This is a genomic window from Paenibacillus nasutitermitis (assembly GCF_014641075.1).
GTDB lineage: Bacteria > Bacillota > Bacilli > Paenibacillales > Paenibacillaceae > Paenibacillus_Z > Paenibacillus_Z nasutitermitis.
In genome coordinates, this window is sequence record NZ_BMHP01000001.1 from 559,028 (window position 1) to 584,478 (window position 25,451).

Here is a 25,451-nt window from a genome sequence, read left to right on the forward strand (position 1 = left end):
CCGGTTGGAAAGGCGGGATTGAAATGGATAGCGCAGTCCCCAATAATCATCAGGATCTCCAAGGCATCCCGGTCCGCAAGCGAAAGCGGTTCAGCCATGAGGGAAGGTGGGGACTGCTTATGGTCTCCCCTTACCTGATCCATTTCGTTGTATTTGTAGCGGGGCCCCTTGCGGCCTCACTTTACTTCAGTTTTTCGGATTATGACATGCTTAATCCTCCGAGCTGGTCCGGCCTGGACAATTATTCACGCCTGCTGGACGATCCGTTGTTCTGGAAAGCGTTAGGAAATACCCTGTATTTTGCTGTGCTTTTTGTGCCTCTTCAGACTATTCTGGCACTCGTGCTGGCGGTGGTGCTGAACCAGCGGTTGAAAGGCTTGAAGCTGTTCAGGATGGCTCATTTCATCCCGGTCATATCCTCATGGACGGTTATCCTCTATGTGGCCGATGCCATCTTCAATCCCCGTTTCGGCATGGCCAACGCTTTGCTGACGAAAATGGGCCTGGACACGCAGCGCTGGCTGCAGGATGAAGCGCTTGCGATACCGCTGCTTGTGATTATCGCCGTTTGGAAAGGCATTGGTTACATTATGGTCATTTATCTCGCCGGCCTGCAGAGCGTTCCGAAGGATCTGTATGAAGCCGGGGAGATTGACGGTGCCGGGGTGCTGAAGAAGTTCAGCTCCATAACGCTGCCGATGATTTCCCCGACCACATTCCTGGTCATTATCCTTAGCACCATCTCCACATTCCAGGCATTCGAGCAGGTGTACGTCCTGACAGGCGGCGGGGATATGAGCTCGGCTGGCGGTCCCAACAATTCGACGCTGGTCCTGATGCTGGACCTGTACCGGGAAGGCTTTACCTATCTGAGAATGGGGTATGCGTCGGCTATTGCCTGGGTGCTCTTTATGATCCTGTTTACGCTGACAATGCTGCAGATGTGGGGACAGAAGAAATGGGTGCATTACGATTAAGGGATGGAGGTTCGGGCCATGAAGCATAAAAGACTGTCAAAGGCCATGGCCTATATCGCGATTACGGCCAGCGCTCTGATTATGATTGTGCCGTTCCTGACGGCATTGATGAATTCGCTCAAAACCTACAAGGAGTATACGGCTGTTCCGCCGAAATGGATCCCGGACGTGTTCCAGTGGTCCAATTATACGAAGGTGCTGGAGCTCGGAAATTTCGGCCACTATACGCTCAACAGTGTTCTGGTGGCCGTGCTTTCGGTTGCAGGGTCGTTGATATCCTGCTCTATGGTCGGCTATGCGTTCGCAAGAATGAAGTTTCCACTGAAACAAGCCCTGTTCGTGATGGTGCTTGGCACGATGATGATTCCGCCTGTTGTTATCATCATTCCGCATTTTATTATTTTCAACAAACTTCATCTGCTGGACACACTGACCCCGCTTTGGGTCATTGAATGGCTGGCGCAGCCGTTCGGCATATTTTTGATGCGGCAGGCTTTCATGAGCATTCCGAAGGAATATGAAGAGTCGGCCAAGATGGAAGGCTGCAACCCCTTCCAGATCTATCTGCGGATATTCATTCCCATGGCCCGGCCGACACTTGCTACGCTTGCCATCTTCACTTTCATGGGCAAATGGAACGAAATTATGGCTCCGGTCATTTATTTGACCTCCAATGAGAAATTTACGCTCCCTATCGGTATTCTTTCGCTTGGCGGACAATGGGTCGGCAATGAACAGCTGATGGTGGCTGCTGCGCTGCTCAGTCTGATTCCGATTCTGCTTGTGTTTATGGTCGCTGAGAAATATTTTGTGCAGAACCATGCCAGCTCAGGCATCAAATAATACCAAAACGGCAGCAAGTCTGGCTTGCAAAAGGAGATTGAGACAAGATGAAATATGCGGCTTTCAGCGGCGCATTAATGGATTACAGTATCCACGACGCAATCGCTACTGCAGCCCGGCTTGGCTTCGACGGCATCGAGATTGCCTGCCGGGAACCGCATCTGTCACCGGATACGCCGCTTCGGCGAGTCCGGGAAATAAAGGAACTCGCCGATGACAAAGCGCTGTCGGTTCCCGTCCTGGCAGGGTATATGGGCAAATTCTCCGAGAACGGGGATAAGGATTGCGAAGCCGCTTACGAGGAGTTCCGCAGGCTTCTGGAGCATGCGGATGTGCTGGGGGCAGATGGGGTACGCCTGTTTCAGGGAGGACCCAACGCTTTTTTGGCGGAGGATTACCATTACGAGAAAGCAGCCTTCTGGCTCCGCAAATGTGCAGGTGAAGCGCGAAAACACGGAAAGCGCGTCCTGCTTGAAATACACAACAACAGTCTTGTCGAAACGCCTGCCAGCGCGCTGCGCCTGCTGAAATTGGTCCAAGACGACAACATTGGGCTTATCCACGATGCCGGTAATATGTATATAACGGACACAGAATTCGGCAGGGAATCCGTTCAACAGCTCGGCCGGTATCTATCACATGTTCACGTCAAGGACGAGCTGCGCATCAAGGAGGCTGGTGCTCCCGGAACCTTCACGAACCGGACGCACCATGGCGAAGAGCATTTTCTGCAATGCCGTCTTGGGGAAGGTGGGGTGGATCACAGGGAGCTGTTCGCGGCGCTGATGGAATCCGGCTATAGGGGTTGGATAACGCTGGAATGCTTCGCTCCCTTTCCGCCGGAAGAACAGCTTGCCCATGATTTGCAGGTCGTCAAAGACTGGATGAACTTGGGAGGGAGCCGTTAATGAAATCGCTGAACTTTGCAATAATCGGCTGCCAGCATGCACATATCGGCATCTTTATTGAAGAGATGCTTGCTATGGGTCACCGCTGCTCAGGGTTATATGAACCGGACAATACAGAACTTGCGGATAGAATCTCTCTTACTTACGGTCTCCGACAGGTCCGGGAGCAGGATGAGCTGCTCGGCGATGATGTGGATATCATCGGCTGTGCGGCTATCAATTGTGACAAAATCGATATCATTGAACGATGCGAGCAGGCAGGCAAGCCGATTATGGTGGATAAACCGGCCGTTACCGGCCGCGAAGGCCTGGATCGGCTTGGGGAAGTACTGGGAAGAAACAGAATTCAGCTGGGGATGCTTCTGACGGAGCGTTTTCGTCCGGTGCTCCAGACAGCCAGGCGGCTGCTCGCGGAAGGGGCGCTGGGTGAAATTGTCCATCTTGCCATGCGCAAGCCGCATCTGCTTAAAGAAGCCACTCGTCCCTCCTGGCATTTCGATAAGACACAGTCCGGCGGTATCATCATCGACCTGTTTATTCATGATTTCGATTTGCTGCGCTGGCTTACGGGGAAGGAAATTAGGCATACGAATGGTTATATGTCCAAGGCCATTCTTCCGCAGTATCCCTCCTTCTACGATGGTGCAGGACTTCAGGTGATGCTGGAAGAGGGCATTACTTCTGAGCTTTATGCCGATTGGCATTCGCCCGAAGGCTGCTGGACTTGGGGGGACGGACGGATCTTTATTACCGGTACGAAAGGAACGATGGAGCTGCGGCTGGAGGGCGATCCGCTAGCCGGATCGACAGCGGGCATGCTGCTCATGACAACCGATAAAGAAGCGCTGCGGCAAATCGAAACGGACGCTCCTTCGGGCTCCGTTACGGCAGATTTCCTGAACCGCCTTGAAGGCAAACCCCATCTGCTGACTCACCGGGATATTCTTGCAGCTTCCGAAGCGGCGGTCGATTCGGATGAACGGGCTGAGCGGGTCATTCGTTCAAGACCCTCTCACTAAGAAGAAAGGATGGAGGAAAGTATGATAGAAGCAGAATCGCCGGTCAGGTTCGGCATTATTGGTTGCGGCATTATTGCGGACGTTCATGCCAAAGGAATTCGGGACACGGAAGAAGCGGTTCTTACGGCGGTATATGACCATGCGGAAGAGGTGGCGGAGCGATTCGCGGCGCAATATTCCGCTGCCGTTTGCTCTACCTTGGAGGAACTGCTGGCTCGCGACGACGTGGATGTTGTATGCATTTGCACGCCAAGCGGGCTGCATGCCGATCAAACCGTAATGGCGGCCAGGGCTGGCAAACATATTATTGTTGAGAAACCGATGGCGATCCGCCTGGAGGATATTGACAGGATGCTGGATGCATGCGTGAAAGGCCGTGTGATGCTATCTACCGTATTTCCCAGAAGAATGTCCCCCCAGGCTCAATACGCCAAAAAAATGATCGAAGACGGCCGTCTGGGCCGTCTGAGTCTGTGCTCCGCATACGTCAAGCTCTATCGTGATCAGGCGTATTACGATAGCGCGGGGTGGCGCGGTACTTGGGCGATGGACGGCGGCGGGGCGATGATGAATCAGGGCATCCATACAGTCGATCTCCTCCAGTGGCTGGCCGGAAAGGTAGAGTCTCTGCATGGACGTTCGAAGGCGGTGCTGCGCAGCATAGAAGTGGAGGATACCGCTGTCTCGCTGCTGCAATACCGCAGTGGGGCAATGGGGACGCTGGAAATAACGACAACGGCATACAAGGGCCGGGGGCAGCGGCTGGAAATTCACGGCGAGAGAGGGACACTGATCATCGAAGAGGATGATATTGTGTTTCTCGAAATAGATGGTGAGAATGTCAGTCTGCCCGTATTCGAGCCGTTCCGGGTGATCCCCGACGGCCACCGGATGCAGATCCGGGATATGGCCTTAGCCGTACGGGAAAAACGTGAGCCGATGGTGCCGGGCCGGGAAGGTCGGCATTCTCTGGAAATTATTTTGGGAACCTATAAATCCTCCCGGGAGCAGCGTGACATCATGCTGTCCCCTCCAGTACAAGCCTGAACAAATCATCCCGGATGGGTGTGACCCAAGCGCAATTTTGGCGCTTGGGTCTTTTTGCTGAAAATATCGACAACTTTTATATATCATGATATATTATTATACATCATGTAAATAATAGAGTCGGGAGGTCATGCAATCATGAGCGAGCAAGCGTCATCCAAGCCGATGTACGAGAAAATTTTTGATGAAGTGAAGCAGCATATTATCATGAAAGTCTATCAGCTTGGCGAGCGCGTTCCTTCCGAGAAAGAGCTGGCCGATGCCTATAATGTAAGCCGGATAACAAGCAAGAAAGCGCTTGAGATGCTCGCCGCCGAACGATTGATCGTGCGCAAGCCGGGAAGAGGCTCGTTTGTAGCCGACCCGGATACGGATTTTCCGGAACCATTGCCTGCGTCAGCCGCCAGCTCCGGCTCCGAGAGAAGCACACCTTCTGTGGTCAACCCTGAGGAAAAGACAATCGGACTGGTTATCACGGATTTTGGCAACAGTTATGGGACCGGGCTGATTTATGGTATGGAGCAGGCAGCACGCGACAATGATTGTTTTCTGGTGCTGAGGAGAACCTTCGGTCTCCCGGAGAATGAAGAGAAGTCTATTCAGAAGATGTTAAGCCTTGGAGTGGACGGGCTCATTGTGTTTCCGGCGCAGGGAGAATTTTTTAATGCGGAAATTCTAAAACTGGTTATTGGCCGTTTCCCGCTTGTGCTGATCGACCGCCATTTGAAGGGCGTAGCCGCCGCCTCGGTGAGCTCTGATAATATGACAGCCGCTCTCAAAGGCACAGAGTATCTGTTTGATCTTGGACATACCCATATTTCCTTTCTTTCCCCCCCTCCTGTGGATACGACTGCCGTTGAAGACCGGATCGAAGGGTTTATCCAGGCTCATGCCCAGCGGGGAATTGCGGTTGACAAAGGGCTCTGGGTGAGCGATCTGACCTCCACGCTGCCCAATTCTTTCAATGACGAGAATATTGAGCGCGATATTTCAAGGCTTGTCGCCCATTTGGAAAGCATCCCTTCAATAACGGCTCTGTTTGCAGTGGAATACAACATCGCGCTGCTGGCCAAAACGGCAGTGGAACGGCTTCATCTGCGAATCCCGGAAGATATTTCGATTATTTGTTTTGACAGTCCTCCTACGCATCTGGGAGGCGGGTATCCTTTTACGCATATGCGCCAGAATGAGGAGGAAATGGGGCGAATTGCAGTGGAAAATGTACTTAGCATCATGAACGGCCATGCCGTCCCTAACCGTGTGGCACTGGATGCAAGACTGATTCCCGGCGAATCTACAGGACCGGCTAAACAGCCGAATGCGCAATAGCTGCCTTTAACGGGTGCGCACAGCCATTGCAGACCGCAGCAGCAGGCGCAGCGTGGATTCCACGCCTCAGAGGGTGCTTGGTGCTTGCTGCATTGGCAGGGCGCTGTAGCGGCAAGGGGTGAGTCAGCGGCATTAGCTCGGAGTCCAAGCCCATGTGTAGGCTGTTGTATGGGCTGGTGCCATAGCGGCACGCATGGGCTAATGCCCAGTCAGCGGATTTTTTTATTAGGCGCTGCATTTTGATCGGACCCTTTCGAACTGGAAGGGTTTTTTTGTTGTTTCATGGATGATATCAGCGGTCAAATTCATCACATAATATTATACTATTTTTTCATCAACAAAACATATTGACATATATATAGCATACTAATATACTAAGTTGTGAAAGCGGTTTAGAGGATTTCGACGAAAGGGAGGTACTCAATCTGAACACAACGAGAGAAATACCTGAAGCTATGAAGGCTTTGACAGCCCGCGTACGAAGCAAGCTGCCGGACCGGCCGAAATTGACAGCGATGTTTGAGCAATGTTTGGCAAACACATGGAATACGACAATAAAGTCCAGATCGGACGGGACGACCTTTGTTATTACCGGTGATATACCGGCGATGTGGCTGCGGGATTCCGCTGCCCAGGTCAGACCTTATCTGATGTTGGCATCAGAGGACGAAGGCGTCGCGGATATGATTCAGGGGCTGGTGGAGCGTCAAATGGCCTTTGTCCTGCTCGATCCATATGCCAATGCATTCAATGAAGAAGCCAGCGGCCACGGACATCAAGCGGATCTTACCGAGATGGGACCATGGATTTGGGAACGGAAATATGAAATTGATTCGCTCTGTTATCCCATTCAATTAAGCTACCTGCTCTGGAAAAACACAGGGCGGACGGCACACTTCAACGAACATTATGTGGCTGCTGTCAAGCAGATCATGAAAGTGTGGACGACAGAGCAGAATCATGAAAGCGATTCCAATTATCGTTTTCAACGAACGGACTGCCCTCCTACAGATACCCTGATCCGCGAAGGCAAAGGGACTCTTACTGGTTATACGGGAATGACTTGGTCGGGTTTTCGGCCGAGTGACGATGCCTGTGAATATGGCTATCTGATTCCCGCCAACATGTTTGCGGTAGTCGCTTTGCGGTATATCGGCGAGATTTCCCGTGAGGTATTGGGGGATTCCAAGCTTGAGGCACAAGCACGCCAGCTGTCAGAGCAGATCGACGAAGGGATTCGGCGGTATGGCATTGTAGAGAATCCCGAATTCGGAACCGTGTATGTTTATGAGACGGATGGACTTGGAAATGTGAATATGATGGATGACGCCAATGTTCCAAGCCTGCTATCCATTCCCTATCTCGATTATGTCGACGCAGATGATCCTGTATACCGGAATACCCGCAAGTTGATTCTGAGCAGAGCCAATCCTTATTACTATGAAGGCAAAGCAGCTTCAGGTATTGGCAGTCCCCATACGCCAAGCCATTACATTTGGCATATTGCCTTGGCGATTCAGGGAATGACATCCACCAGCGAGGAGGAGCAGGAGCAGCTGCTTTCCCTTATGGAGCAGACGGACGCAGGTACGGGCTTTATGCATGAAGGTTTCCATGTGGATGATCCGGATAAGTACACAAGACCCTGGTTCTCCTGGGCGAATATGATGTTCTGCGAGTTTCTTCTCATGCGCTGCGGCATCAGCGTCAAACGCAGCTGAAACAGGAGGACATTTTCATTCATCTCGGGAAGAATCACAAAAAAATCTAAGCAAATGCTTCCGAAGTGATTTTTTTGTTCACAGGATGAAATCTCAGGAAGAATCACAAAAAACTCAAAGCATTGGCTTCCGAAGTGATTTTTTTTTGTTCACATGATGAAATCTCAGGAAGAATCACAAAAAACTCTTAAGGGGATAAAAAAATGAAGAAATGGTTAGTAACGGCTACGGGGTTGGCTATGGCCGCTGTTCTTGCAGCGGGCTGCGGCGGAAATAACAGTTCCTCTAATAACGGCAATAACAAAGACGCCGGAAGTGATGGAAGCAGCTCCGGAGGCAAGAAGACAGAGCTTACGTTCTGGGGGGATTGGGGCGGAGAAGGCCAGAAGCAGTTCGAAACGATGGTCGATGCTTTCAATAAATCACAGGACAACATTCATGTTAAATATGTGCTGCAGCAGGATATGATCACGAAGTTTCTGACTGCAGCGACAAATGGCGGCGCGCCCGACATTCTGTTCTGGGACCGCTGGCGGACATCGCTTTATGCTCCCAAAAACGTTCTTCATCCGGTAGACGAATATCTGGAACGCGATGGGATCCCCACAGATGATTTTTACAATGAGTCCCTGAAAGAGCTCTCCTACAATGATAAATTATATGGCTTGCCGCTGACGGTTGACGCGCGTGCCCTGTTCTACAACAAGAAGCTTCTGGCAGATGCCGGTCTCCAGCCTCCGACAACCTGGGAAGAGCTTGAAGCGGCAGCGACGAAGCTGACGAAATGGAATGGTAACAAGCTCGAAACGGCGGGTTTTTCAATGGGCGATCTGGGATTGTTCAACATGTATCTGCAGCAGGCCGGCGGGCAGATGCTGACCGAGGACGGCAAAACCAACTTCAATAACGAGCAAGGTAAACAGGTGCTGGAGTTCTGGGACCGCATGATGAACAAAAACAAGGTGTACAAGGTGGGATTTGAGCAGGGACTTGGCGAAGGACAGGATGCTTTTGTCACAGGTAAAGTGGCGATGTTGTATTCCGGTCCGTGGATGCTCAGTACCTACAATAAATACGGCAAGGACCTGGAGTATGGCATCGTTCCGCCGCCGGCAGGCCCGAATGGCGATAAAGGCAGCGTAATGGGCGGATTTGGACTCGTTATTCCGGAAGGCTCCAAGCACCAGGACGAAGCGTGGGAGTTTATCAAATGGTGGACAGCCAACAAGGACAATGCGCTGCTGTGGGCCAAAACCAGTCTCAATCTGCCTGGCTACAAGCCCGCTCTGGAGGATCCGTTCTTCAAGGATGATCCGCAATGGAAACCGTTTATGGATACGCTGGAATTCGCAAAAATCCGTCCGACTCACCCGGGCTACTCCGTCATGGAAACTGACGCGCTGTCACCGAACTTACAATTGAACCAGCAAAACAAACAAAGCATTGAAGATACCTTGAAGAAAGCCCAGGAACAAGGGGACAAAATGCTCAAGGATAACGAAGAAGTGAAGTAATGCAGTAGCGCGGCGAATGGGGAGGTTATGCCTCCCTTTTGCATTCCTGCGGTCCGAAGCTGCAGCAAGGATTTTTCCTTGCTGGAGCGGCAAGCAAGGCGGCAGTGAGGGGCGAAGCGAAGCTGCAGCGCAAAGTTTTTGCGCTGGCAAGTCAGCTTGTAAGAACGTACTTAACTAATGAAGGGGGAGTTGTAGTGGATGGCTTCCATCAGAAGGCTTGAGAAGCACCAGGCGAGGACGGCATATCTGTTTATTACGCCTACAGTGCTGCTGTTTGCAGTATTTACGGTAATCCCCGTTGTGATGGCGTTGTATTTAAGCTTTACCAACTACGATGTGCTTAGCAGAAACGATTGGATCGGATGGGACAATTACCGGAGGCTCATCAATGATGAGCTGCTGTGGAAGACGTTTCGCAATGTGTTCCTGTATGCGGTTGTTTTTGTGCCGCTTAATATTCTCATTTCGCTGATGCTTGCAATTCTGCTGAATCGGGCGTGGCGCGGCGTAAAGCTGTTCCGGACGTTGAACTACCTCCCGACGCTGACTTCCTCCGTAGCGGCGGCGACGGTATGGATCTGGCTGCTTCATCCCGAATTCGGCCTCGTTAACGGTCTGCTGTCTTATGTGGGCATAGCAGGTCCGGCCTGGGTATCGCAGACGGAAACGGCGATGCTCTCGATCATTATGGTCACCTTATGGCAGTCAGTTGGCTCCAATATGATTATTTACTTGGCTGGCCTTCAGGGCGTGCCGGATTATCTCTATGAATCGGCGCGGCTCGATGGCGCCAACAAGTTCGACTGCTTCCGCTTTATTACGTGGCCGCAGCTGCGGCCGACCACTTTCCTGGTCAGCACGATGGCGATTATCGGCGCACTGCAGCTGTTTGACCAGGCGTTCGTACTTACCCAGGGCGGTCCGGCCAATGTTACCAAAACACCGGTGTATCTAATTTATCAGCAAGGCTTTAATCAGCTTCAGATGGGTTATGCATCAGCCCAGGCCTTTGTGCTTGCGATGGCGATACTCATTTTCTCGCTGATTAATATGCGGATCACCAAAGCGGAAGAGTCCATTGTATAGAGAGCACGCCAAGGAGAAGGAGGTTCAAAAGAAATGGAGACAAGCGGCAATTCCGCGCTGAAGCGGGGACTCGGCAAGTCGTTTTATTATATTGCATGCATCGCCATCGCGATCGTGATGTTCCTGCCGTTCTACTGGAGCGTGCTGACCTCTCTGAAGCCGGATGAGGAAATATTCGCGATGCCGATCAAGTGGTTTCCCACACATCTGACATTCGAGCATTACCGCAAGGCGTTCACGACGGTGCCGTTCGCTTTGTTCTTCTGGAACTCGCTGGTATTGGCCGTATCCGGCGTATTGGCGAATTTATTCTTCGGTTCCATTAGCGGTTACGCTTTTGCGAAGCTGAAATTCAAGCTGAACAAGCCTATTTTCCGCGTGCTGCTGGCTGCTATGATGATTCCCGGAATTGTAACGATGATTCCGACGGTTTATGTCATGCGCCATATGCCGCTAATTGGCGGCAACGATATTTTCGGCAGCGGCGGCATGGGGCTGATGAATTCGTTCTGGGGCATTATTTTGCCCGGCGCATCCGGCACATTCGCTGTTTTCTTCATGAGACAGTTTTTTCTGACGCTACCCAGCGACATGATGGAGATGGCCCGGATCGAAGGCTGCGGAGAATTCAAGATATTCTGGCGCATCTATCTTCCGCTGACGAAGCCGGCTCTTGCGACACTGAGCATCTTTACGTTCCAGGCAGGCTGGAACAGTTTTCTCTGGCCGATGATCGTGCTCAATGATCCGGATAAGGCTACGATTCAGATGGGGCTGCAAGCCTTCTCCTATAATTTCCAAACGGATTACGGCCCTATGATGGCAGGCGCACTGGTGGCCATTCTGCCCATTCTCGTTCTGTTCCTGGCACTGCAGCGTTATTTTGTCCAGGGTATTGCATTCAGCGGCACGAAAGGTTGACCGGTTCCAATTCATGTAAGCCCGCAGAGGAAGCCGCAATTAATTGTTCAAATTAAGAAGCGGCCCTGCTGCCCGGCTTACTGCAGCAAGAGACTTTGAAAAGGCAAAGCTGGCGTAACAGAGAGCTCCAAAGGAGCGCAGATTTTGATAGCTGGGAGAGAAAGCATGATGAATCAAGTTGAACATGGGTTGTGGGACGAACGCGCCGATCAGGCGCAGGAAACACTGGAGAGATTATTCTGGAACGAATCGATCGGTATGTACAACATTGAGACCCCCTGTCCCAACGGGGAATGCAACACGATATTTCATTACTGGTGGATGGCGCATGCGGTGGATGTGCTGGTGGATGGCCTGATGCGAACGGGCGATGAACGTTATGCCGCGCGTCTGGCCACTCTTCATGAAGGCCTTCTTAAGCGTAATGGCGGAGCGTGGCCAAACGAGCTTTATGACGATATGGAATGGATGGCACTTGCGTGGCTGCGCGCCTTTCAGGCAACGGGTCAGGAGATCTATAAAGAGACGGCCATTGTGCTTTGGAAGGATATCCAGACTGGCTGGAACGAACATATGGGGGGAGGCATTGCCTGGCAGAAGTCGCAGCTGGATTACAAGAATACCCCAGCCAATGCGCCGGCAGCCATCCTTGCGGCACGTTTGTACCGCGCCTTTGGCGATGCCGATGATCTGCAATGGGCACATAAAATATACAATTGGCAGAAAACGCATCTGATCGATGAAAAGACTGGCTTTGTTTGGGACGGCATGAACCGCACCGGGGATGGTTCAATCGACAAGGAGTGGAAATTCACTTACTGCCAAGGCGTTTATATCGGTGCGGCTGTGGAGCTTTTCCGGATTACGAACGAACCTGTTTATCTTGAGGATGCGCGCCGCACCTTCACTGCGGCCAAGAACGAGCTTGCCGATGCGGAGTATAGTGCGCTGCCGGATGAAGGAACTGGAGACGGCGGGCTGTTCAAGGGTATTCTGATCCGCTATATTGCGGAATGGGTCAAAGTAGATTCGGCCGCAGATGCAGAGGAATTTCTTCTTGCCAATGCCAGCGTGCTGTGGGAAAGAGGGAAATCGGCGAATGAAACCTTGTTTGGGACGGATTGGACCGCTGCTTCCACAGGCGTTATTCCGCTTAGCGCCCAGCTCAGCGGCGTCAAGCTGCTGGAGATGATGGCCGGTCTGACAAAACATCGGGCTTAAAGGGAATTCTGCCATAACCTTCAAGAGCGGATACCAGGATTATGATCCATTGGAAGAGGTGGGAGACCATGACAGATGACAGGAATGCAAGTGAGCAGGATTGCTGGAATGAACGCGTCGAACGGTTTCAGCAAAGCCTGCAGCAATATTATTTCAACGAAGAGACAGGCATCATGGATCAGTGGTATCCCCGCGAGTACAACCGCCAAGGCGATAATTTCTATTACTGGTGGCAGGCCCATGTGATCGATGTGCTGATTGATGCCTACGAACGAACAGATAACAGGGAATATGCGAGCAAAGTAGAAAACCTCAGCCGCAGCCTCCGTGCCTGTAACGGGGGAACATTCATTCATAATTATTATGATGATATGGAGTGGACGGCACTTGCACTGCTGAGAGCTTACAAGGCGACGGGCAATGAGGCCTATAAACGGGATGTCCTAGAGCTATGGGCTGACATCACGACCGCCTGGAACGAGCATTGCGGGGGCGGGATGGCTTGGAAGAAAGATCAGCTGGATTATAAAAATACCCCAGCCAATGCCCCTGCGGCTATACTTGCCGCCCGCTTGTATGGAATCCTGCACGAGGAGGAATATTTAGAATGGGCGATCCGCATTTACGATTGGAATAAAGAGAATCTGGTTGATCCGGCAACAGGGTTTGTTTGGGATGGAATGAACAGACTTGGAGATGGCCTGATCGATTATGACTGGGAATTCACTTATTGCCAAGGTGTGTTTCTGGGTGCCGGTCTGGAGCTGTACCGCGTTACAGGTGAAGGTAAATATGCGGAGGATGCCAAACGGACGGCTGAGGCCTGCATAAGCCGTCTATGCAATCCGGCTACGTTGATGCTTCCGGATGAAGGGATTGACGACACGGGATTGTTCAAAGGCATTCTGATCCGTTATTTTGTCCAGCTGTACCGGCAATTCCCGGATAGCGCCAAGGTTCGCGAGGTCATTCTGGTCAATGCCCGGCGGTTTTGGGAACAAGGCCTGAACAAGAAGGTTGTGCTGTGCGGTTCATCCTGGGAGAAAGAGCCTGAGTTCCCGGTTCAACTCAGTGTCCAGCTTAGCGGCCTGATGCTGCTGGAAGGCGCAGCTGCGGTTGCAGGCGGCCATCCATAAGGTTATTTTCAACGTTAACATTAAAAATCGTCCGGAAGGTGAGGCGCATATGTCAGAGTACAATCATGCAGCTCTAAAAAACGGCGAAGTCCGGACCGAAAAAATACCGGAAGTTCTCGGCAGGATCGACCCGGCGCAGCGGGATGAAATTCTGCGGGATTTTGACCAGTTCCGTTCCTATCTTGCCAAACGGATCCATATGGCGGAAGCGATGGGGCTGAATGAAGAAGAAATCGCTGTAACTGCCCAAAAGGTCGCGGATTATTTGGCCCGTCATGAAGAGCCGCGGAATGCGCAGGAACATTTGCTGCAGGAGCTGTGGAAAGTCGGCCGCGAGGACGAAAGGCATATGCTAGCTCATATGCTGGTCCGTTTGGCGCAAACGACGTAATCCGCATAAGTAAACACCCGTATCCGTTTCATCAAAGGGATACGGGTGTTTTGTCTTTGCAACCCATGGTACGCAAAAGCTTTCCAATACAGGGAAATTTGTGCTACCTCCCGAAACTGCATTGGTGTACAATGATGGAAGAATTTCGAACCTATTGGGGGAGGGGCTATGTTCAAAATAATCGGTTTTTTATTTCTGTGGCGGCTGCTCGGCAATCCCTTTCTGGCTCTTATCGTGCTGCTTGTCATTCTCTATGCGCTTGACCGCCGATTTGTCGGCATTTTTCCCAGCTTCGTCAAACCGCTCAAACGGCGAGGGGCCATCAGACGGCTGCGCCAGTAGATCTACATGAACCCCAATGATGTGCCTTCCAAACATGAACTGGCCCGGTTATTAATAGAAAAGAAACATTACAAGGAAGCAAGGGAGTGGCTGATGCCGTTGCAGGATCAGTTGGAGCATTCGGCCGAGTTCTGGGATGATCTGGGCACTTGCCTGGTTCATTTGGACGAACCGGAAGCCGGGGAAGCAGCGATTGGCAATGCGTTGTCGATTAACCCCAGAGTAAAATACGGTACGCCATACTTGCGTCTGGCCGCTTTGTACGCGAAGAAAAACCCTGAAGCGGCAATCCGTCATCTTGATTCGTTCCGCACGATTCAATCCTCTTCCTGTGAAGCCTACTATCGTCTGGCGCTGCTCTATGATGAAATGGACCGCAAGAGGGAGGCGGAACAAGCGCTGCAGGAATGCAAGGGCATTTACCGCTCGCTGCCGCGTTATAAGAAACGGCAGGAGCGCAAGTGGGCGATCCTGGCCGCGATGAAGAAAATAAAGTCATAAAGTTCCACTTACAACTAGAATCTATTACCGGGGAGTCTAATGATGCGTCGAAACGTCTGGTTATTGGCGATACTTCTGATTGCCGTTCTTCTGGGCATCAATAATACGATTTATTATTTTACAAGCAAGACTACGCTGGAGGAGCGCCTTCGTGGCGAACTGAACGATATCGCCGGACAGATTCAGCTGTCCATTGAATTATCCCGCACAGGTTCAGAGAAATTCCAGGAGCAGATTGGCCGCGAGCTTCGCGCGGCCTCCATTGCAGCGGAGTTTGCTTTGAATCCGGACATTGACAAGGTAACCAACGCCCAGCTTGTCGAGCTCAAAAAAAAGCTGGACATGGTCGATATCACGCTGCTTGAACGAACCAAAGACAACATCATCCTGTCCAAATCTTCCAACCCTAAACAGATTGGCTACAAAACAAGTACCTGGAAGCCGTGGTATGAAGCTTTTAACCAATTATTTGATAACAGGCAGGTGACTATTCCCTGGGGACAATCCCTGACTAATTTTTGGACGGGACCGTTTGAGTTTTCCACGACGGATACCAACAATATTTACAAATGGGGCTATTATTATGATGGGACTGCCAATTATATCATCGATCCTTTTATCAGCTATGAGAGCAGGCAAAGAGCGTACGACGAGGCTACGGGCGTTAATCAGCTGATCGGCCGCACGCTGCGGGCGAACAGCTCGCTGCTGGAAATAGCGGTCATCAATCCGCAAACCTTCCTTTCCGGATCGCTTACATCCATAACCGATAACGGGGATAAGCTTAAGCATATAACGCAGAATCCGATCATTAACGGCACCTATATCTACAGACACAATGAGGATCAGCGCAATGTCAAGCTGGCCAACGATTCCAACCATCCTGTATGGATCAATGAAAAAATAAACAACAAGCATGTGATCAAGGCGTTCATACCGGTCGATATTGACAAGGTGGCCAGCATTCTCAATGAGAAAGGCCAGCCTATTAACCGTTATGTGCTGACGCTTGTATCGGATTATCAAACGATCGAGGACACGCTGGACAGGCAATTTGTTAATATCGGCCTTATTGTAGGGGTTGTAACACTGCTCAGCCTGGTCGTCGTGTACCTGGCGGTAACCGGTTACCGCAAGTCTCAGGACAAGCTTGTCCGCAGGACGCAGGAAACCTATGTGGATGAAATTAATCAGCTGTTTCAAGCCATCCGGGCGCAGCGGCATGATTTTATAAACCATGCCCAAATGATCCAGTCGCTTGCACAGATGAACAAATTTGATGAGCTGAAAGAATATGCCACCGATCTGACGGGTGAAATCCGCGGCGTGAATGATATGATCGGTATCGGGAATCCGGCGTTAGCTGCCTTGATCCGTTCCAAAATATCGCAAGCGGAGCCGCTAAAAATCCATTTGGAGACCAGTTTCAGTGATATCAGCAAGCTTTCACTGGGTGTAAAATCGCTGGATTTGACAAGAATGCTTGGCAATCTGATCGATAATGCCTTTGATGAGGTGGCGGATTATCCGGAAGAAGAGCGGTTTGTCAGAATCCGGATTTATGAGAAAAGCGGGTTTATGGAGTTCGCGGTCAGCAATCCATGCCACAATCCGGAAAAGCTGAAGGACAAGCCCTTGTTCTTGTCCGGATACAGCGATAAACAAACCGGGCATTCCGGTCTCGGGCTGGTTATTGTAAAATCGATTGTGGAGCAGTATAACGGCACGGTCCGCGTTTCCTTCGATGAAACGGATGATGTGACGTTCACGATTAGAATTCCATATTGATCATCATAATATCGAGAGGAGTCATGGAAGATGCCGGATATGCTGGTCAAGCTGTATGAGCTGCCAGAAGGAGAAGCGCCGCTGCAGTATACGGAACGTACGGGTGTTGTCATAAGAAGGGCGCTTGCCCCGGAGCTGCTTACTATCGCAGAATGGGTGGAAAAGCAATTCAATAAAGAGTGGAGAAGCGAGTGTATGGTGGCGATCTCGCAATCGCCGGTGAGCTGTTACGTCGCGGTTAAAGAGGGCCGACTGCTCGGCTTTGCCTGTTACGATGCCACGTGCAAAGGTTTCTTTGGGCCAACCGGTGTGGATGAGCAGGAGCGGGGACTTGGCGTCGGCAAGCAGCTCTTTCTGGAGACGCTTAGAGGAATGCGCGAAGCGGGATACGGTTACGCCATTATCGGGGGGGCGGGGCCGACCGGATTCTATGAGAAGGTTGCGGGCGCGACCATTATCGAAGGTTCGGTACCTGGAATATATAAAGGGCTGCTCAGAAGTTAGCGAAATACAATCATTTCAAACTGAATAGGCTGTTGAGGGAGGGCTCTTTATTCGGACAATTGCGTTCGAGTAAAGAGCCTTCCGGGCCTGTAGGTTTTGAAAAAAGCATAGGATCTAAACGGGGCTGTCAGTCAGCGGGTAAGAATGGTTAAGGGCTCTTTCTTTCCCAAACGATAACGTCTGCTCTCATCAGGCAATCGTTTCTTCATTGGGATGTGGTATAATGGATGGATGCGTAAAATTCGAACGGAGGGACGTCAAAGTGAGCGGATCTTTTCAGCTTGACGGGCAAAGGCTGCATGCGTTTGAATCCAAGCTTGCTGGTGTTATGCCTGTTCCCATGCTTGAAAAGGGCTGGGATTATTTCCGGCGTGAAAAAGTGCTTAACGTTCAGGTTATGAACGGCTCAGCGATCTACGGTGCTGTTCGCGGCACGCAGATCTATGCCGTCACGCTCGATACCGACGATATCAGCTTCAGCACCTGTACCTGTTCCTTAAAAGGATACTGTAAACATATGGCTGCCATGTACTACGCGTATTGCGGATTTGCCGGGGAGAGCGCCGATGGGGCGCATAACCGGCTGCTTAACGGGGGGGAACCGGGAGCAGCAGAACCGGTAAAACCCGAAAACGCAGAGGAGCCAGCAGGAGGTGCCGCCCCTGCCGATTGGATCAGGCAGATGGAACGCCTGCATGGCGATGTATGGCGGCAGTGCCGCCATTCGCTTCATCCGCTTCAGGCTGTGCTCTCCTCCCTGAAAGGATTGTCCAAGACTTGGGAGGGGGGGCTGCGCCGCCTCCATTGGATGCATGCGATCCTGTTTGTTATTGAACTGGCGGAGAAAGCCTATTCAGCAACGGACAGCTATAACCGCTACTATTATGAGATGGCCTTCGCACGAATGACAGAGCCGTGGGTAAATCATTATCACGAAATGGCCGGGGAACTGGAGCCCGGTTCCATGTCTGAGCCGGAGCAGGAGGCGCTGAGCAGCCTGCTCGGCATGTTCCATGAACGGGATATGGACCGCGAGCAGCAGCTCCACCGCTGGGAAATGCTCTATTTTTCCCTGTGGGCGAAGCTGGTTTCATTCCCGGAATGGAGAAAGCGGGAGCAGAAATGGCTGGACGGAAGACGGTCCGGGGAGGGCGGCCAGGGCACTTTTTATCCAATGGCTCTTGCCTATCTTGCTTTCGCAGAAGACCGTGACGAAGAAGCGATCGCTCTGCTGGAGGATACCGCCTTTAACCGTACGGCTCTGCTGGCCAGCGATTGTGCGCTGCAGCGGCTGGAGGACAATGACTGGCCCAAGGTTGAAGCCTGGCTGGCTTATTTGAACAAAGGGCTGCAGATTGAGCGTAAATCAAGAGCATTCGGCCCTTTCCTGACAATGTGCAGGGTGGCGGATGTCAAACAGCCGGACAATCCGGCCTGGCAGCAGTACCTGATCGCGTTCCTGCCCTACTCCTATTCGGCGTTAACCGATCATTGGCTGGAGAAGCAGCAGTTTATGGATTGGGCGGACCTGCAGCTGCTGCTGGGTATTGAGCCGGATGAGATCGATATCCAGGTGATGCGCGAGATTGCCAAGACCGCGCCTGCCGCATTAATCCCTTTATATCACCAGTCTATCGACACTTCTATACGGGCAAGAAACAGACAGGGCTACAAACAAGCGGTCAAAATGATGAAGAAGCTTGAGCGGCTTTACAAATCCGGGAAGAAGCCCGAAAAGTGGAGCCAGTATGTCAATGAGATCGTACGCAAGCATCAAAGGCTCCGTGCATTGCAGGAAGAGCTCTGGAGGGGAAAAATCATCACATGAGAGGCTATACTGGCGCGGAAACGATTAAAGTGGACGGGTTTTGGAAGGACGGCGAGGGAATCATACTTGCAGCCGGTCATGCTTCAGGATTGACTTTGCGGCTGCGCCGCCTTCTCTTTGCCTGGCATGAAGCCTCCTGGTATGGCACGGATGTTGAAGAGCGTGTAGATGAACGGTCGAAACTTACGGAGCTGCCGCTCTCGCCGCTGCTGGCCATGGATTATCTTTCTTCACCGGATCCCGTCCGATTGCTGCGGATCGAGTGGACGCCCAGGGCAAGGACGCTAATGGAACTGGCTAAAATGCTGCGTGAGGCCCTGCTGAAAGGCTGGTACGGCCCGGACTGGTCGCAATGGTCGTCTGATGCGAGAGCGTGGAGACTTGAGGTTCCGGAAGCTGAAGAAGAAGCATCCGCACGGCTTTCGGAGCTGCTTCGGCAGCTTGAGACGCAAGGCGACCGTGGCGCGTCCCGGCGCTGGCTGAGTCTGATTCTGGAAGAAATGATTGGGGGCGGCGGTGAGGTTGCCGCCGTATGGAAGACAACCGCGGCTGAAGCGGGAGAAAGCGCACTGGTGATGAAAGCGGCTGACGAGGAAGACTGGCTTGTTTCCATCGGCATGAAGCAGGATAATGTTCCGTTCCGCACGGCGCTGCAGCTGCTGGAACCCGATGATACGCACGGGTGGAGACTCCGTCCTGCGGTGCAGGGCCGCTCCGAAGGCAGCCGCTGGATCACGCTTGAACGTGCTGGAGCGAATACGGAGAACGGGAATATTCTCCCGGCTGCGGATGCTTCAGAGCGGCATGCTCAGCCGCCTCTACGGTTCACACTTCCAGTCGATGTCCCCTTCGGGTGGAGGAAATATTTTGACACCCGTATGCGTAAGGAGGAAGCCAAATGGGCTGCTGCACTGCCGGAATGGCTGGGTGAGACGCTTCAACGCACGCAGACTGCAGACGAAGCAGGAACGGTTGCTGGGCAAACCGGGGCCGCAGCTGCGTCACAGAACGGGGATGCTGTCCCCGGCCTGATAAAGACCGAACTAAGCGACAACGAAGCATGGCTGTTTCTGGAGCAGGCCAGCGTCAAGCTGCTGGCAACAGGCTGCTCCGTGCTGCTGCCAGCCTGGTGGGAAACGGTGCGCAGCCGGAAGCTGCGGCTGAAAGCCAAAGTGAAATCCTCCGTCGGCTCATCGGAGCAATCTATGTTCGGCCTGCAGCAAATTGTTGATTTTGACTGGAAGCTGGCCGTCGGCAATGTCGATATGAGCGAAGCGGAATTTATGCAGCTCGCCCAGGATAATCGGAGACTGATGCGCATTGGCGGAGAATGGGTCCATCTGGATCCGGACGATGTGGAACGGCTGCGCAAATGGCTGCGCAAAAGCGGAGGCAAAACCGACTTTACGATGCGCGATGTGCTGGAAATGCATCTGCGCGGCGGAGCGGAGCTGGAGCCTGATCGCGAAGATGCCGAAGGGCTGGAGGCGGAGGTGGAGCTTAATGAGCATCTGGCCGCCTGGATCGGCAAGCTGAGTGAAACATCCGGACTGCCTCTTGTGGAGAAGCCTGCCGCATTTCAGGGTGAGCTGCGGCATTATCAGCTGCAGGGAGTATCCTGGCTCGCTTTTCTGCGGAGATTTGGTCTTGGTGCCTGCTTGGCCGATGATATGGGTCTGGGCAAGACGATACAATTCACGGCTTATTTGCAGCATGTGATGGAGCATGGGGGGCTTGGGCCTTCGTTATTGATTTGTCCGACCTCCGTCATCGGCAACTGGGAGAAAGAGCTGGAGCGGTTTGCCCCCGAACTGCGTGTTCATGTCCATTACGGACCGAGGCGTCTGAAGGGCGAGGAGTTTGCCGCCGCGGCTGCTGAATCGGATCTGGTGATCAGTTCCTACGCGCTTGCGCCGATAGATGAAGCGGATATGGATGCTGTGAAGTGGGATGTTATCTGTCTGGATGAAGCGCAAAACATTAAAAACTACTACACCAAGCAATCTACCGCGATTCGGGGACTGCGCGCCAATCACCGGATTGCGCTCACCGGAACCCCGATGGAGAACAGGCTGACCGAGCTGTGGTCGATATACGACTTTACCAATCCCGGCTATTTGGGCAGCCTGGGCGAATTCCGCAGAACGGTTGTTCTGCCGATTGAGCGGGAGCGCGATCCTGTGCTGATTTCCGAGCTCCAGCGATGGGTCAATCCATTCATGCTCCGGCGCGTCAAGAAGGACCCGGCTATCCAGTTGGCGCTGCCGGAGAAGAACGAGATGCAGACGTACCTTTCGCTGACTGTGGAGCAGGGGGCTTTGTACGAAAATATTGTATCCGAGCTGCTTGGCAAGCTGGAGTCTCTGGGCGCTATGCAGCGGCGTGGCCTGATTCTCTCCACGCTGACCCGGCTGAAGCAGGTCTGCGATCACCCCAATCTGTTGATCAAGGAAGACGAAGCCTTGTCTGCCACGGCTTGGGACCCGGAGCGTTCGAACAAGGTGCTGCGGCTGCTGGAAATGACAGAGGAAATTGCGGCTGAAGGAGAACGCTGCCTTATTTTTACGCAGTATGTGGAAATGGGAGCGATGCTGAAAAGGCTGCTGGAGGAACGGCTCGGGATCCCGACCCCTTATTTGTACGGAGGGGTACCCAAAGCGGGGAGAGATGCGATGATTGCTTCCTTTCAGGATGAGCAGTCGCCAGGCTGCGCCTTTGTGCTCTCGCTCAAGGCAGGCGGAATCGGGCTTAATCTGACGGCCGCCAATCATGTCTTTCATTTTGACCGCTGGTGGAACCCCGCAGTTGAGAATCAGGCTACCGACCGGGCCTTCCGCATCGGCCAGACGCGTAATGTGCAGGTGCATAAATTTGTCACCCTCGGCACGCTGGAAGAACGGATCGACGATATGATTACACGCAAGCAGGTGCTCAACGACCAGGTTGTAGGCCAATCGGAGAATTGGATCACGGAGCTGTCAACCGACGAGCTGCGGGATCTGTTCTCCTTGCGGAAGCATAAGCTGAAGGGCTAAACCGATTGGAAAGGCGGGGTGCAGCTGCATATGACAGAGAAACCGGATTATGAGAATCAGCCGGTTCATGGGGATCATGAGAACCAGACCCGGCACGCGGACGCGGATTCTGGCGCAATGAAAGGCTCGCAGGAAGCCGAGGGCAGCAAGCAGCGGATCCGCACGCCGGGCTCGCTGCAAGCCAGCCGTTACCTGGAGGAAGAGCCGGAGGTTCCGGCTGAGGCAGGAGCAGAGGCTGAGGTAACAGTTGGGCCAGTTGAAGCGTCGCCCCACTGGAAATCGTTTTATCTGGCGGTCAGCAAGGCAGTTGCGGCTATGCGGCAGGACCCATAGTTGTACGGATAATATATAAAGCAAGCAACCTCTGCATCTACGGATGCGCTAGAAATCCGGAGGTTGCTTTTTGTTTTTTTCTTTTTGCTGACTATACCCGAGGGAACCAACTGAACTTAAATTGCGTACTTTTCAATTCTAGCGCGATCCTCTATCATTTAGAATGAATCTATTTGCGAGGGAGAGATGATATCGTTATGAAGTACACGTATTTGGGACGATCGGGATTAAAGGTCAGCCGGCTTTGCCTTGGCACGATGAACTTTGGCGTGGAGACAGACGAGAAGGAATCGTTTCGCATAATGGACGCTGCGCTGGACGCGGGAATTAATTTCTTTGATACCGCCAATGTATACGGCGGTAGTGAAAATCAAGGCCGCACGGAAGAGATTGTCGGGAAATGGTTCAGCCAGGGCGGAGGCCGCCGCGAGCAAACCGTTCTCGCTACGAAAGTATATGGAAATATGGGCGACAAGAGCGACGGGCCAAACGATGAGCGCGGATTGTCCGCATACAAAATCCGCCGCCATCTGGAAGGTTCGCTGCGCCGATTGCAAACCGACCATGTCGAGCTGTATCAAATGCATCACATTGACCGTAATGTAAGCTGGGAAGAGCTGTGGGGCGCTTTTGAAACAGCCGTAGCGCAAGGGAAAATCGGTTATGTCGGCTCCAGCAACTTTGCCGGATGGGATATCGCCGTTGCCCAAGGCGAAGCGAAGGCCAGAGGCATTCTGGGACTGGTCTCCGAACAGCACAAATACAATCTGTTATGCCGTCTGCCGGAACTTGAGGTGCTTCCAGCTTCAAAAAGCCTGGGGCTGGGCGTGATTCCGTGGAGTCCGCTGGATGGCGGCCTGCTGGCGGGCAACGCTCTGCGCGGCGGAGGTGGCAAACGAAGCGGCAACATGGAACGTTTCGAGCAATTCCGTCCTCAGCTGGAAGCATATAAAGGCTTCTGCGATGAGCTGGGGGAACGCGAGGATGTGGTTTCCCTTGCCTGGCTGCTGGCTAATCCTGCGGTTGCCGCGCCAATCACCGGCGTGCGTACGCTGGAGCAGTTTGAACGGACGCTTCGCGCCGTGGAGCTTGAGCTCGATGAGTCGGCGCTCAAGCGGATTGACGAAATATTCCCGGGTCCGGGCGGCGATGCGCCGAAGGCCTACGCCTGGTAGATCCGCTTTTGTGAGTTTTTGTTAGTGCAGCCCTGCAGAAGATTCCTTCTGCGGGCTGTTTTTTATTGGCATGTGCGTGATGGTGGCAAAAAAACGGATAATTAATATCTTGCAAATAGCGGCTCTGGAGTCCGGTTCGTTCACCTACCGGGCCGTATGGGGGTACCGTCAACATTGATTTATGTTGAGATTGAAAAGGAGCGCAAAAAAGCCGGCTTCAAAAAGAAGCCGGCTAGATGTTTATTTTGATCGTTATTTGGCAATAATTTGATGGATATTATTGATTGAATGATGATTTTGTGATACAATATCGGTTATGGCATCATAATAAGCTCATCTAAATTTATGATAGCACTTTATCTATTCTGTGTCAAGCGGAAAAGTGCTCACAGCAGCCGCAAAATGGTTTCCATAGAGAGGGAGCTGGATTATGGAGAAAGACTATCTTAAGCAATCGGATACGGATCTTACGCTTGAGCAGACCAAGGAACTCTTAATCGAGCAAGGCAAAAAAAACTCGTCATTGAGCGATAAGACGATTATTGAGAAGCTCGCTCCTTTTGACCAGGACACACAGGATATCGATGATTTTTTTGAACAGCTTTCCGAGCTGGGTATTGAAGTGGAGCATGATTCCAACGACGATTCTCCCAAGGAGGCAGGAGACCGGGACTTGGACGAGCTGAATTACGGCGATGATCTGACGCTGCCCCCCGGTATCAAAATCAACGATTCCGTCCGCATGTATCTAAAGGAAATCGGTCGGGTGCCGCTGCTCTCGGCGCTGGACGAAGTGGATCTTGCCAAAAGAATCAATCTTGGAGATGAAGAAGCAAAACGCAGATTGGCGGAAGCGAATTTACGTCTTGTTGTCAGTATAGCGCGAAGATATGTGGGACGAGGCATGCTGTTCCTCGATTTGATCCAGGAGGGCAATATGGGTCTGATCAAGGCGGTGGACAAGTTTGACTATACCAAAGGCTTCAAATTCAGCACCTATGCCACCTGGTGGATCAGACAAGCCATTACCCGTTCCATAGCGGATCAGGCGCGGACCATTCGGATCCCGGTGCATATGGTGGAAACGATCAACAAGTATGTCCGGATATCCAGACAGCTGCTGCAGGAGCTGGGCAGAGAGCCGTTCCCCGAGGAAATTGCCAAGGAGATGGAGCTTACACCGGAGAAGGTGCGCGATATTATGAAAATTTCCCAGGAGCCGGTATCGCTGGAAACGCCAATAGGCGAAGAAAATGATTCCAATCTGGGCGATTTCATTGAAGACCAGGATGCGCCGGCTCCAGCGGATGCGGCAGCCTTCGAACTTTTGAAGGATCAGCTGAAGGATGTTCTCGATACGCTCTCTGAGCGGGAGGAAAATGTGCTTCGCCTTCGTTTTGGCATCGATGATGGGCGGACCCGGACTTTGGAAGAGGTAGGCAAGGTTTTTGGCGTAACCCGTGAACGGATTCGCCAAATCGAGGCCAAGGCGCTGCGCAAGCTCAGACATCCCAGCCGCAGCAAACGGCTAAAGGAGTTTCTTGATTAATCAGCGGACGAAACGGTTGGATTCATCATCAGTCTGAGGAGGGATCGTATGGAAGCCGGTTTTGTTATACGTTGTTTGAACTGCGGCGAGGAATATAAAGTAACACCCGGAAAACGCGCGTTCCGCAATGAGCGTATCGTATTCGGGACGGATAATTACGGAGCGGACCAGATGTCCTGCGAATGCGGGAATGCGATTGAAGAACACAGCAAATATGAGGGCGAACCATCCGAAGGCGAATTCCTGGTTGAATGGCGGGATAATTCGAAGCAAGGGTAGTTTC

The 25,451-nt window shown here is 52.3% G+C and carries 24 protein-coding genes; all 24 read left to right on the forward strand.

All coding sequences use genetic code 11. The features are described 5' to 3' along the window. The first annotated feature begins 23 nt into the window (after positions 1-23). The 24 genes from IEY46_RS02335 to IEY46_RS02445 all read left to right on the forward strand — a co-directional run bounded on the left by IEY46_RS02335 (position 24) and on the right by IEY46_RS02445 (position 25,447). Positions 24-977, forward strand: a complete 954-nt coding sequence (locus IEY46_RS02335; RefSeq protein WP_188988750.1) for a carbohydrate ABC transporter permease — start codon at positions 24-26, stop codon at positions 975-977. A gap of 18 nt (positions 978-995) precedes the next feature. Then, entirely contained in the window at positions 996-1,820 is an 825-nt protein-coding gene (locus tag IEY46_RS02340; RefSeq protein WP_188988752.1) for a carbohydrate ABC transporter permease, read from the forward strand. 47 nt (positions 1,821-1,867) lie between these two features. Further along, positions 1,868-2,728, forward strand: coding sequence for a sugar phosphate isomerase/epimerase family protein (locus tag IEY46_RS02345; protein WP_188988754.1), 861 nt, complete (start codon positions 1,868-1,870; stop codon positions 2,726-2,728). Further along, positions 2,728-3,747, forward strand: coding sequence for a Gfo/Idh/MocA family protein (locus tag IEY46_RS02350; RefSeq protein WP_188988756.1), 1,020 nt, complete (start codon positions 2,728-2,730; stop codon positions 3,745-3,747). Before IEY46_RS02345 ends, IEY46_RS02350 begins: the two co-directional genes overlap by 1 nt. A 21-nt stretch (positions 3,748-3,768) precedes the next feature. Next, positions 3,769-4,794, forward strand: coding sequence for a Gfo/Idh/MocA family protein (locus IEY46_RS02355; protein ID WP_188988758.1), 1,026 nt, complete (start codon positions 3,769-3,771; stop codon positions 4,792-4,794). Between the two features lie 138 nt (positions 4,795-4,932). Further along, entirely contained in the window at positions 4,933-6,123 is a 1,191-nt protein-coding gene (locus tag IEY46_RS02360) for a GntR family transcriptional regulator (protein ID WP_188988760.1), read from the forward strand. 455 nt (positions 6,124-6,578) lie between these two features. After that, positions 6,579-7,844, forward strand: coding sequence for a glycoside hydrolase family 125 protein (locus IEY46_RS02365; RefSeq protein ID WP_188988762.1), 1,266 nt, complete (start codon positions 6,579-6,581; stop codon positions 7,842-7,844). Positions 7,845-8,047: 203 nt separating this feature from the next. Next, the gene (locus IEY46_RS02370) at positions 8,048-9,358 is read left to right on the forward strand and encodes an ABC transporter substrate-binding protein (RefSeq protein WP_188988764.1); all 1,311 of its coding nucleotides are present in this window, start codon (positions 8,048-8,050) and stop codon (positions 9,356-9,358) included. A gap of 38 nt (positions 9,359-9,396) precedes the next feature. Continuing rightward, complete coding sequence (locus IEY46_RS02375; protein WP_188988766.1) at positions 9,397-9,579, forward strand: hypothetical protein; 183 nt, start codon at positions 9,397-9,399, stop codon at positions 9,577-9,579. Beyond that, a complete protein-coding gene (locus IEY46_RS02380) occupies positions 9,557-10,444 on the forward strand; it encodes a carbohydrate ABC transporter permease (RefSeq protein ID WP_188988768.1) in 888 nt (295 codons plus the stop codon). Before IEY46_RS02375 ends, IEY46_RS02380 begins: the two co-directional genes overlap by 23 nt. A 33-nt stretch (positions 10,445-10,477) precedes the next feature. Further along, a complete protein-coding gene (locus tag IEY46_RS02385; RefSeq protein ID WP_188988770.1) occupies positions 10,478-11,365 on the forward strand; it encodes a carbohydrate ABC transporter permease in 888 nt (295 codons plus the stop codon). 165 nt (positions 11,366-11,530) lie between these two features. Next, a complete protein-coding gene (locus IEY46_RS02390; protein ID WP_229750014.1) occupies positions 11,531-12,586 on the forward strand; it encodes a glycoside hydrolase family 76 protein in 1,056 nt (351 codons plus the stop codon). 68 nt (positions 12,587-12,654) lie between these two features. After that, on the forward strand, positions 12,655-13,722 hold the full coding sequence (locus IEY46_RS02395; RefSeq protein WP_188988773.1) for a glycoside hydrolase family 76 protein: 1,068 nt from the start codon (positions 12,655-12,657) through the stop codon (positions 13,720-13,722). Between the two features lie 49 nt (positions 13,723-13,771). After that, positions 13,772-14,113: a DUF3243 domain-containing protein gene (locus tag IEY46_RS02400; RefSeq protein WP_188988775.1), complete on the forward strand. Its 342-nt coding sequence runs from the start codon at positions 13,772-13,774 to the stop codon at positions 14,111-14,113. 168 nt (positions 14,114-14,281) lie between these two features. Next, positions 14,282-14,455 (forward strand): hypothetical protein, encoded by a 174-nt coding sequence (locus IEY46_RS36880; RefSeq protein WP_308422773.1) that lies wholly within the window; start codon positions 14,282-14,284, stop codon positions 14,453-14,455. Between the two features lie 6 nt (positions 14,456-14,461). Next, positions 14,462-14,956: a tetratricopeptide repeat protein gene (locus IEY46_RS02405; protein ID WP_308422774.1), complete on the forward strand. Its 495-nt coding sequence runs from the start codon at positions 14,462-14,464 to the stop codon at positions 14,954-14,956. A gap of 39 nt (positions 14,957-14,995) precedes the next feature. Next, positions 14,996-16,744: a sensor histidine kinase gene (locus IEY46_RS02410; RefSeq protein ID WP_229750015.1), complete on the forward strand. Its 1,749-nt coding sequence runs from the start codon at positions 14,996-14,998 to the stop codon at positions 16,742-16,744. Positions 16,745-16,774: 30 nt separating this feature from the next. Further along, the gene (locus IEY46_RS02415; RefSeq protein WP_188988779.1) at positions 16,775-17,248 is read left to right on the forward strand and encodes a GNAT family N-acetyltransferase; all 474 of its coding nucleotides are present in this window, start codon (positions 16,775-16,777) and stop codon (positions 17,246-17,248) included. A gap of 262 nt (positions 17,249-17,510) precedes the next feature. Beyond that, entirely contained in the window at positions 17,511-19,076 is a 1,566-nt protein-coding gene (locus tag IEY46_RS02420; RefSeq protein ID WP_188988781.1) for an SWIM zinc finger family protein, read from the forward strand. After that, positions 19,073-22,111, forward strand: coding sequence for a DEAD/DEAH box helicase (locus tag IEY46_RS02425; RefSeq protein ID WP_188988782.1), 3,039 nt, complete (start codon positions 19,073-19,075; stop codon positions 22,109-22,111). The genes IEY46_RS02420 and IEY46_RS02425 overlap by 4 nt, the downstream gene beginning before the upstream one ends. A 30-nt stretch (positions 22,112-22,141) precedes the next feature. Next, entirely contained in the window at positions 22,142-22,444 is a 303-nt protein-coding gene (locus IEY46_RS02430; protein WP_188988784.1) for a hypothetical protein, read from the forward strand. Positions 22,445-22,641: 197 nt separating this feature from the next. After that, complete coding sequence (locus IEY46_RS02435) at positions 22,642-23,619, forward strand: aldo/keto reductase (RefSeq protein WP_188988786.1); 978 nt, start codon at positions 22,642-22,644, stop codon at positions 23,617-23,619. A 430-nt stretch (positions 23,620-24,049) separates the two neighbouring features. Next, entirely contained in the window at positions 24,050-25,168 is a 1,119-nt protein-coding gene (rpoD, locus tag IEY46_RS02440; protein ID WP_188988788.1) for an RNA polymerase sigma factor RpoD, read from the forward strand. A gap of 48 nt (positions 25,169-25,216) precedes the next feature. Further along, a complete protein-coding gene (locus IEY46_RS02445) occupies positions 25,217-25,447 on the forward strand; it encodes a hypothetical protein (protein ID WP_188988790.1) in 231 nt (76 codons plus the stop codon). The last annotated feature ends 4 nt before the right edge of the window (positions 25,448-25,451 follow it).